9 protein-coding genes and 1 pseudogene are annotated in these 10,125 nt (G+C 41.8%); 2 read left to right on the top strand and 8 right to left on the bottom strand.

Translation table 11 applies throughout. The features are described 5' to 3' along the window. The first annotated feature begins 140 nt into the window (after positions 1 to 140). Positions 141 to 680: a phytanoyl-CoA dioxygenase family protein gene (locus tag H6G79_RS35555; protein WP_199333015.1), complete on the top strand. Its 540-nt coding sequence runs from the start codon at positions 141 to 143 to the stop codon at positions 678 to 680. A gap of 151 nt (positions 681 to 831) precedes the next feature. Here the strand turns inward: H6G79_RS35555 and H6G79_RS35550 are convergent, their stop codons facing one another. From H6G79_RS35550 to H6G79_RS35535, 4 genes and pseudogenes are all read right to left on the bottom strand, one after another. Further along, positions 832 to 1,371: a hypothetical protein gene (locus H6G79_RS35550; RefSeq protein WP_190595221.1), complete on the bottom strand. Its 540-nt coding sequence runs from the start codon at positions 1,369 to 1,371 to the stop codon at positions 832 to 834. Between the two features lie 11 nt (positions 1,372 to 1,382). Continuing rightward, positions 1,383 to 1,931: a GNAT family N-acetyltransferase gene (locus tag H6G79_RS35545; RefSeq protein ID WP_190595220.1), complete on the bottom strand. Its 549-nt coding sequence runs from the start codon at positions 1,929 to 1,931 to the stop codon at positions 1,383 to 1,385. 215 nt (positions 1,932 to 2,146) lie between these two features. Beyond that, positions 2,147 to 2,437: a hypothetical protein gene (locus tag H6G79_RS37165; protein WP_242048776.1), complete on the bottom strand. Its 291-nt coding sequence runs from the start codon at positions 2,435 to 2,437 to the stop codon at positions 2,147 to 2,149. A gap of 414 nt (positions 2,438 to 2,851) precedes the next feature. Further along, positions 2,852 to 2,980, bottom strand: a pseudogene (locus H6G79_RS35535) (ATP-binding cassette domain-containing protein); the annotation flags it as partial. Between the two features lie 63 nt (positions 2,981 to 3,043). On the opposite strand from H6G79_RS35535, the gene H6G79_RS35530 reads away from it, so the two are divergent. Beyond that, entirely contained in the window at positions 3,044 to 3,694 is a 651-nt protein-coding gene (locus tag H6G79_RS35530; protein ID WP_190595219.1) for an RNA ligase family protein, read from the top strand. Between the two features lie 82 nt (positions 3,695 to 3,776). Here the strand turns inward: H6G79_RS35530 and H6G79_RS35525 are convergent, their stop codons facing one another. From H6G79_RS35525 to H6G79_RS35510, 4 genes are all read right to left on the bottom strand, one after another. Further along, on the bottom strand, positions 3,777 to 4,979 hold the full coding sequence (locus H6G79_RS35525; protein WP_190595218.1) for an AIPR family protein: 1,203 nt from the start codon (positions 4,977 to 4,979) through the stop codon (positions 3,777 to 3,779). Positions 4,980 to 5,164: 185 nt separating this feature from the next. Further along, complete coding sequence (locus H6G79_RS35520) at positions 5,165 to 5,674, bottom strand: hypothetical protein (protein ID WP_190595217.1); 510 nt, start codon at positions 5,672 to 5,674, stop codon at positions 5,165 to 5,167. Between the two features lie 17 nt (positions 5,675 to 5,691). Next, the gene (locus H6G79_RS35515) at positions 5,692 to 6,237 is read right to left on the bottom strand and encodes a GNAT family N-acetyltransferase (protein WP_190595216.1); all 546 of its coding nucleotides are present in this window, start codon (positions 6,235 to 6,237) and stop codon (positions 5,692 to 5,694) included. A 105-nt stretch (positions 6,238 to 6,342) separates the two neighbouring features. Continuing rightward, positions 6,343 to 10,125, bottom strand: a 3,783-nt coding sequence (locus H6G79_RS35510) for a strawberry notch family protein (RefSeq protein ID WP_191049423.1), incomplete at its 5' end; no start/stop codon positions are given.

The following is a 10,125-nucleotide window of genomic DNA, read 5'->3' as shown; positions in this document are numbered from 1 at the left end:
TTTTTTGAAGATGTGCTGCAACTATTTTTTCTCGAAGATCGACAGAGTATGACTTCATTTAGAGGTATTTATATTTTAATTTATTGTACCTCATAACAGACGCAAGTGCTGTAATCCAAGTTTTTACTAAACGTTTTTACATGGAAAGACATTTAGATTCACCTGTAATTTGGCAATTATGTCAAGATAAAAATTTATTAGAAAGGGTGAATGCTCATTTAGGGGATAATTTAGCGTTATGGCGGTCAGAACTATGGGTAAATTACCCTGCCCAGCAATTAATTCCTTTTTGGCATAGAGATTCTTATTCTAAACTTCTGAAAGGAGATGGTAAAACTATTAATGTTTATATAGCTTTGACAGAAGTTAATCAAGATAATGGATTTGAATATCTACCTAATATTGATTTAGAAAATTGCAAAATAAAAGGAACAGACCCTTTTAGTGGGAATCATTTTTTTGAAATCCCTAATGAAGTTGAAAAAAAAGCTATTCCTGTGGTATTGCATCCTGGTGAATTTGTACTATTTACTAATAAACTATTGCATCGCTCCATACAGAACAATAGCGGTAAAGCCCGACTTTCGCTAACCCTAAGATTAACTCAGTCAGGGGTAAAAGTTTTACCGGGTTATACTTCTAATTGCCAAAAGCCTGTAATTTTGCAATCACAAAAATAGCTGCCCATAATAAATGCTGTTTGGGATTGTCCGTTAAAATATTTTGTTGCTAATCGATTAGCTTAAGTGTTACAAAAGTAAAACTTAGAACTCAAAAGTCAGAATACACGCTTAATATTTGATGTAATGTTATTGTTTCTCTATTGAATATTTAAGCAGAAATTTTCTCAGAAAAATTCACCTGTGACATAACTTGTGCGCGGATTGAATTAGCCGCCGTCTCGGCAATTTCTGCTCTATCAGAATCATTAAGAACTACTGCAAGTAGCAATTTGAGAGCTTCGCGGTTAGATATAAACTCTTCACCGTATAAATCATCTTGCAGTAGGCTGGCTTCTAAGTAAGGTAATAGCTCAGGTGTAGGAGATATCAATCGCTGTTTAATAAGTCTCCTTGCTGCCTCTACTGCTGAGGAAGTACCTACGCCTAAATTCCATGTTTCAATTATTAGCCTGATTTCACGGTTAAGAGATACACGCAGCGTTGATAAGCGACCAAATAAAGGAAGATTGAGCATTAAAGGTGCTAATGCGCTACCCCAATCCAAACCAGCACCAATAGTACAATTTGCTTCATCTTCGATACGAACAGCCTCATCGAGCCATCCTTCACCAAAAAGTAAATCTATAGCTTCTTGGGTTGTGACTGGCTCATCTGCCTCAGAATTATGATTTTGCGGTTGGTGATTCATAAATTTTCACTTTATCTTCGTCTGAATACTCCATACTCAAAATAAACTAGATTCTCGTATTCTTCTTCAGGTCCGCAGTTAAACATATTTTGCTTTTCGTAAAATCCTACAGAGCCTGGTAAAGAATGTAACCCCACTCTACCTTCATACCCTAGCTCAACACTTCTAATTCTGGCGAAATTTAAGAGTGCTTGACCAACCCCTTTGAATTGAGGCGGACGCTGAATTTCGATTCGATTAGTGGGGGCAGTAGCAATGCCATCAACATAAACTAGTTTCTTACCAATATTTAATCGGGAACCGTGCATTTGTGTTTCTATGATCATTAAACCTTGAGTTTTGTTGTCGCACTCTACTGCATAACCTTCAAGATTTTCTTGATTGGCCAGATATCTTAATTTAAATATCCAGTCCCAGTATTTATCTTCTTGCGTAAATAACCTTAAAATTTCAACCCAATCATTTACATAATCATCAACGTGTCTTTGTCCTAAATCTACTAAAGATGCTGCAACAGATGTATTGTCAAGACCTCTTTTTAACTCTATTTTTCGCTGCATCTAAAGCTCCTAATTGCCAACTTATGATGGCTTTCCATAAATTGTTCAGTAAGCTCTAATGATATACTTAGTCCTATTCTACTTATATCTCATCTAACAACAGAGTTAAGAGAAACAAAGCTCGTTGCCGTTTATCATTTGAACCACTGTCCAAACCCAAAGCGATCACTAAAATTATTGTCAATAAGCATGGATTAATGCGATTATTTTTGAATCTATTGAGAATAATTTAGGCTTATTGAGATGATGTGGCTGCCCTGTAGAAGTAGGAATTCTTCCGGCTTTTTCTTCAGACTCCTCATGTGCCGAATCAGGACTGCAAAAGGATTGATGCCTTGTAATATTAACAAGGTCATCCAGCAAAGTAATTTGAGTTGACTGAAGGCAGTAGGTCGAGTTAACCACTCATGTATGGCAATCCGAGCTTCATCAAGAAAACTGTCATACTCTTCTTTAATTGGAGAAGCATGGAAGACTCGTGAGTTAATCCCATGAATTCCACTCACCCAGTTTGTCCCAATCTGGATTCTCTCTAGTTGAGCAACTTCAAGATGGTATAAGTCATGGTAGTGAATACAAACTCCTCGAACTCTTATATGCTCATTGCCAATCTTGATGGGGATTAAGCTTATACAACCAAGGAATTTTTTGAGTTTGACAATCCTGGGATTGTTTGTGCAGAGTGCTAAATAACTCCTTACTAAGGCGATCCAAGCTAGGTAGTAGGGAGATGAAGGAAACTGAGGGTTCTTTGAAATAACAGCCTGAGCTTTTGGAGAAATGTTCCTTATCTGCGAGGTGGGTTGAGGTTTGCTAGAAGTAGTTTGGCTAGAAATCTCTGCTAAAAAGACAAACAAGTAATGAGGAAATTTTATACAATACCCCTTTGATTGTAAACCTCGCTTGTTGTCTTGCTGTAATTCCAAAAAGAGAATCATCTCTGGTTCCATTACTAAAGCACGAGCGATCGCTACGCGTTGTTTCTGCCCACCTGATAATTTGGAGGGGTAGATATGCGTAAGAACACTTAATTTGACTGCTCTGAAAACTTGCGTAAAATCTATACTTTCGATTGTGGCTGATTGAGATACTTAGAGAAAAATTATCTAAAAATGGTACGAGTACAGTTAGTTTATCCAAAAATCCCAGATAGCAAAAACTGCCCTTTGGAACGGTGCATAGCTTTTGAAAAATATGATGGAACCAACTTACATTGGGTTTGGAATTTTGAACTTGGCTGGTATGCTTTTGGTACGCGTCGAGATCGCTTTGATTTGGATGAGCAGGGGATTGCACAATTCAATGCTGCACATCCAGGATTAGAAGAAGCTTCTGATATTTTTAATAGAGAGTTTGCCAGTGCTTTAGAAGGAGTATTTAGAGAAAATAAGAACTATCAATATCCAGAAATTACTGTGTTTACTGAGTTTTTTGGGATGAACTCATTTGCAGGAATGCACAAGCAGGATGACCCAAAACAACTGCTTATTTTTGATGTACAAACCGATAAAAATATTATTCATCCCGAACAATTTCTTCAAGATTTCAGTAAATTTAATATTGCGCGTGTTGTTTATCGCGGTAAGCTAACTGGCAAATTTATTCATGATGTTCGTGAAGGTAAATATGATGTAAACGAAGGAGTGATCTGTAAAGGAGGAAAAAATATTAATAACCTCTGGATGGTAAAAATTAAAACTTATTCTTATCAGAAAAAATTACAGCAAGTTTTTACAAATGATTGGCAGTCATACTGGGAATAAGGTTTGCACTCACGCCTTTACACTGAATCTGTTGGTGCATTGTGAGCAGGAAATCCTAATGCACCACCAAATTTTTATTGCCTTAATTCACCAGCTTCAATTCTTCACGCTTAGTGTTCGACCCCACCATCTTAATCAACTGCTGATTCAGGTAGCTCTGGGCTGAAACATAAACGTTATCCCAAATCACCGGGTTACGGCAGATTTTACTGCCAACAGTATTACCTGCTAATTTCTCCGACACCAAGTATTTCTTATAATAGTTTGCCCACAAATGCTGTAGAAAATCTTCAGCAAACTCATCAAAAGGAATGATCCAGTTGTACTGTTCATCCAAAAATACCCGATAAGCAGCAACAATAGGCATGGCAATATCAGCAGGTGCAGCAAACCCAAACGAGTATCGGCTATCCGGCAGCAGCGTATTCTTGCGTGGGTCGATTGAAGCGAGGTCAACTACTCCTTTTCTCCTGGGCTTGGTAATATGCTCCTCAATTATCTGAAATAACCTTTGCTCAATCCATAATCCTTTGGGCAGTAACGGTAGCAATTTCGACAGCCTTTGTCTTTCAGCCTCACTCAAGGATGGTGTGTTGCTAACAGGTGGATGTTTGGTTCTGCTTTTGCTGTCTGGGTTGTATTTATTCCTGTCAAGACAGTTCATCAACTTAATGAGATGGTTGACGTTACACTGAGGACTTTTGGGCGCACCGCTTTGGTTTTGATAGTAAGCAATGCGGAATTTGGTTTTTTCCTCTCGCTCCAGTTGAGTTAAAAACTGTTTCAGGAATTTATAATCACCCCTAGCGTTAACTTTAGAACGCGCGTCAACCGGGGCTGAAGTGTTTGATGCCAGGGCAATGTCTTTGGCTTCGTCCTCACTTAGCCCAATGTGGATTGTGACTTTGACTCTGGCTTCACTTAGATCATACTTGTATTCTCTGGCCTGTTGAAAGGCTAAAACCGTATGCCCACCATTGATAATGCCATCGCTACCGCCCTCAGAGGCTTCCAGTATTTCTAGTTCTAGCTGAGTCTTTTTACTGTTAGGCTTGACCTTGTTGGCACACAGCACGATACCACTATGTCTGGAGAAGAATTTGTCAGGCTCAGTGGTTAAGGAGTCAAAGATTTGTCTGTATGTCGAGCTTTTGCGGTTGGGTTCTCTGATATTGGGTTCTAGCGGCAGGTCGGCAGGGAAGCTGTCAACGTGAACGGTAGCGATAATGCAGTGGGGGTTTGCATTGAAGAACTGGTCTACTTTTAATGTCCAATTCTTAGGCATAGTTTCTTTGGTGTGGGGAGTGCAACTGATACTAATGAAGAATACAAAATTTAGGAGCAAATGACCAAGCCCTGTAAGGTCAAACCTTTGATCTCCACACCAGAAATGAGAAAAAATAAAGCGACGGGTAAAAACCACATCACTTTGCCTTTACCATCTTTGGAGAGTAACCCTATTTAATTTTGTTACGCTATTAAGCGAGATGACTCAACATTTATTAAGATACCTTCACGCACTGCATTTCCGGCAACAGTTGCAATTGCATCCCAGTCTTCATTGTTGTACAGCACACTCAACAATTCCTGTAATACTTGGCTATCACCAATCAATTCTTCGGAGTACAAATCATCACGCATCAATATACTTTCTAGGGAAGGAATAGCTTTTTGCTGTGGTAATTGTAGACGAGACAATAAACGTGTAGATGCAGTTTCAATAGCTTTTTCTTCCCCTACTCCTAGATTCCATCCCTGTAGCATCTGACGAATTTCTCGGTTGAGGGATAAACGTAGTATTGTCATCCTATGTAATAATGCCGGATTTTTCATAAAGGCAACAAACACTCGCTCATTACCCCAATCAAGTCCTGCGCTTACATCGCAAGCAGCTTCATCTTCAGCACGAATTGCTGCTTGTATAGATTCACGGTTAAACAATAATTCAATTGCTTCTTCAACTGTAATATTTTCTTCCATATCCAGATTTTTGTCTATTATCGTCGTAGCTGACTGTATTCAAAATAAATTAAATTGTTCTGATTTTCATCTACTCCGAAATTGTTCATCAATTGATTTTCGTAAAATCGCACACTTTCAGGTAAAGAGTGTAACCCTACCCTTCCACCATATCCTAACTCCACACTTCTGAGTCTGGCGTAACGTAACAGGTTAGTACCAACACCTCGAAACCTTGGCGGACGTTGGATAACTTTTCTATTCCAAGGTGCGGAAGCTAAAAATTCCACATATACTAGTTTTCGTCCGTATTCCTCATGAGAACCATGACGTTGAGTTTCTATTTTCATTAACCCTTGTGTGCTGTCTTCTGCTACGAGCGCATATCCTTCAAATTCCGAATTTCTTCTAATAAAATTTAATTTAAATAACCAGTCCCATTGTTTATCTTGGGTTTGATATTTTTGTAATTCCTTAGACCATAAATTGACAAAATCATCAATATGCTTGGGAGCTAATTCCTCAATAATACCCTGAATTGGAAGATTATCAAATCCTCGGATTAATTCAATTTCAAAACTCACAAAATCTACCTAAAAAATAATTTTTTATACACTGTTTTTAATATTGTATTAATAAGTTTAGATAAAAAATAAGGCGATAGGAAAAACCCTATCGCTTTGCGTTCATTAACCAAGAATCTCAATTACAGCACCCAAGACATCAGCAGCTTTATCTCCAGTTGGCACAAATACCCGCTTACGCCAGTCAATGATCTCGGTGAAACAACCTATACTCACCAATCGATCAGCCAGTGAGAGGGCATTGACTAACTCCAGACGAGGCTCACCAGCAACGAAAGACCGCCGCAAGGTTACGCCGCCAGGAAGTTGCTGTGTATACTTTTCGTTCAGTACAAGCTTTACAAGTTCTGCTGGAGAAAGCATTTGATTTCTTAATCCAAGTTGCTCTCGCACGGTTTGAATATCTTGAGCATTCACCACCCGACCAAGAACTTTCGCGCCATCACTGGTTTGCAGCCTGAATACTCGACTGCTGTGCTGTGGTAGGATTTTCCAAATAGGTAACAAAATCCCACTGACCAAATGCAAGTAATCGGTCGTGAACTTGGGCAGTGCATCAATTTCCTTCGACCACGCTGCGATGAACACGTCAGTAGAAACCTGCTTCCATGTGGATGATTCCAAATCCGTGAGTGTTACGCGAGTTTCCTTTTGCGATCGCATCAACAAAACCCGTGGAATAACACCACCATCACTGTCGAAGATGCTGTGTGTCGGAATTGCCACGGCTGCATTACCAGATTTCTCATTGATCATGAGTCTTCCCTGGTGCATACTAGCAAGATCCAGCATCTCATTAGCCGTTTTGATGTTATTCTTTTGGAGTCTTTCTACCTTCAGATAGCTTGTTTCGCTACCAGTGGCAGGATGTGTATAAACTGATTCTTGGCTTTCGACGGTAAATTTCTCAGCCCGTAAAGTCTCCACACCCATCTCAAAGATTCCGGCGGCGATCGCTGCTTCGATTTGCTGACTGAGCAACAACTCAAAACGCTCGAAAATCAAGTTTTGCATATCAATCCTCAAAGCCAGCAGCCGATTGAGGAATTGACGCAGGGGTGGAAGCTCAATCTTCATGCCGCCCTCATGAGAAGTGAGCGATAAACCAGTCATCTGCTCAAATTGCCCTAATGAGACTTCAGCAAATCTACCCTGGTAAATCTGCCTGAATAGCTCATATAAAGCACGTTCAGCATACTGAGATTCAAGGTTATCCTTGGTATCAAAGATGCCATTACCACCAGTTTGACGCTGCCCACGAGTCAAAGCGCCTAAGCTGTCCAAGCGTCGAGCAATGGTCGAAATGAATCTGCGCTCACCCCTGACATTAGTGGTTACAGGTCGAAACACAGGTGCAGATGCTTGGTTAGTACGATGCGATCGCCCAAGCCCTTGAATAGCATTGTCAGCCCTCCAGCCAGCTTCGAGTAGGTAGTGCGATCGCCTACGACGATTCACAGCGTTCAAGTCAGCATGGTAGCTGCGACCTGTACCGCCAGCATCAGAGAAGATGAGAATTTGCTTATCGCCCTGCATAAATGCAGCAGTTTCAGCAATATTCGCCCCACTGCCACGAGTATCAACAAACAAACGCCCTGATTCATCTTTGAGAACGCGCTTGCTACGACCAGTCACTTCAGCAACTTGTTTATGGCCGAAGTGCCACAGCAGTTGCTCTAAAGCACCGGGAATTGGATCGAGGCTGGCCAGTCGGTCAATCAAGGCATCACGTAAACCCACAGCTTCTTGAGAGATCACAGGAGAACCGTCAGCGTCAAAGGCAGGTTCGGAACGCTCCTCGCCATCTTCGCCGGAGTGTATGGAATGAAGATGAATCGGAAACGCACTTAACAAATAATCCATGACATACTCACGGGGAGTTAAGTCAAGATTGAGATCCTTCCACTCCTCAGCCGGAACCTCATCAAGTCGCCGTTTAAGGAGTTCTTCGTTGGTGGACACGATTTGAATGACAACAGCAAGACCTTGAGCTAAATCATTCTCCATAGCTTTGATCAGGGTAGGGCATTTAATCCCGGTCAGCAAATGGTTAAAGAACCGTTGTTTGTGGCTCTCAAATTGAGACATCGCACTCATTTTGGCAGCACGATTATATGTTTTAGCACCAGTGATGTTACAAGCCTCTAATGCTTTATTAAGATTATTATGAATAATTTGGAAAGCATCGGAATAGTTATTGTAAATCCGTTCCTGCGTCGGCGTTAGTTCGATTTCGAGAGTCTGGTATTCAACGCCATCGAAGGAAAGCGATCGCGCCAAATACAAACCGAGTGCCTTCAAATCCCGTGCCACCACCTCCATCGCCGCAATGCCGCCGACAGAGATAGATTCAACGAAATCCTCACGGTTTGTGAATGGGAAGTCTCCAGTCTGCCAGAGTCCGAGACGGTTTGCATAAGACAAGTTTGAGACTTTGGTTGCGCCGGTGGCTGACACGTACACAACTCGCGCCCCAGGCAGAGCATTTTGGAGTCGAAGCCCAACAACACCCTGCTGAGATGCTGCAATCATACCGAGTTTACCTTCAACGGCCATCGCATTGCCCATTGCGTGGCATTCATCGAAAGCGATCGCACCCTCAAAGTCTTTACCAGCCCACTCAACGATTTGTTTGAGCCGACTTTTACCGTTCGTTTGTGAGCGCAGAGTTGAGTATGTGCAGAATAGAACACCTTGAGTGAATAGGATTGGCTCACATAATTTGATTTTCGAGAGGTCGATAATATCTCGTTCACTACCACCCAGCGCACACCAATCTCGTCGGGCATCTTCTATGAGTGTGGCACTTTTGGATATCCAGATGGCTTTTCTTCGACCCTGACACCAGTTGTCGAGGATGATTCCCGCGCACTGACGACCCTTGCCGCAACCAGTACCATCACCCAAAAACCAACCGCGACGGAATTTGACGGCGTTTTCTTCGTTATTAGCTGCCACCTTTAGATTGTCCCATGAGTCATCTACCAAGTAAGACCCAGATAGAAATTCTGAGTGTGCTTGTCCTGCGTAAATCACGCTTTCAAGCTGTGCTTCAGACAATAAGCCTTGAGTGATAATATTTTGTGGAAGATGTGGTTTGTATGTAGGAGCCGGTGGCGATACTAATGCTAAAGCTGCACTTTCGCACAACAACGACGGATGAGGTTTTGCGCCTTTGATGCGGATTCGCTGCGGTCGGTAGGTTTCATACAAAGTATCTTTCAACCCATCGGTGGCAGACCACTCGACTACTTCGTATTCCAGAACTACCACGTCTGGGATTTCTGCGGAGGGTTCTGGTTGTGGCACTGTAGTACGTTTGGACAGTTTAACAACCTTTGTTGCAACGACAGTAGCTTTTATAGTTGCAACATTCCATTGCGAACGCTCAGGCAATTGCTCAATCAATGCCAGCAGTTCGGGCAGATCCAAAGTTTCTGTAATGCAAGGGATTACATCTTTTTTATCAGCCGGAATCTTGTCAATGACAGTGATTCGCGTTTCGATTGTTGTCCCGTGCTTGGCGTAAGCTTTCCCACTGACCCCAACCGACATTAAAACTCGCGCTTTTTCTTGCCACTTCACGAAAGTCTCGCGCCAAGTGGGATTATTCGGTGAGAACCAGTTGGCTGTAATTGTCACCAACCGTCCACCATCGCATAACCTTTGCAGTGCAGAGTTAATGTGCCGAGGTGTTGCGTCGGGATTGCGACTGTTGATGTTGGGGGAGGAAGAGAAAGGCGGATTCATCAACACCACTGAGGGCTGAGTCTTCCCTGCCAAATAATCGTTAATCTGCTCGGCGTTAACAGAGAACAGTGGAGTACCAGGAAACAGCCGTCGGAGAATTTTGGTTCTGTCTTCTGCCAGTTCGTTGAGCATCAGACT

It is taken from the genome of Anabaena sp. FACHB-83 (assembly GCF_014697485.1).
Taxonomy (GTDB): Bacteria; Cyanobacteriota; Cyanobacteriia; order Cyanobacteriales; family Nostocaceae; genus Nostoc_B.
This window is presented reverse-complemented; position numbering and strand designations above follow the sequence as displayed.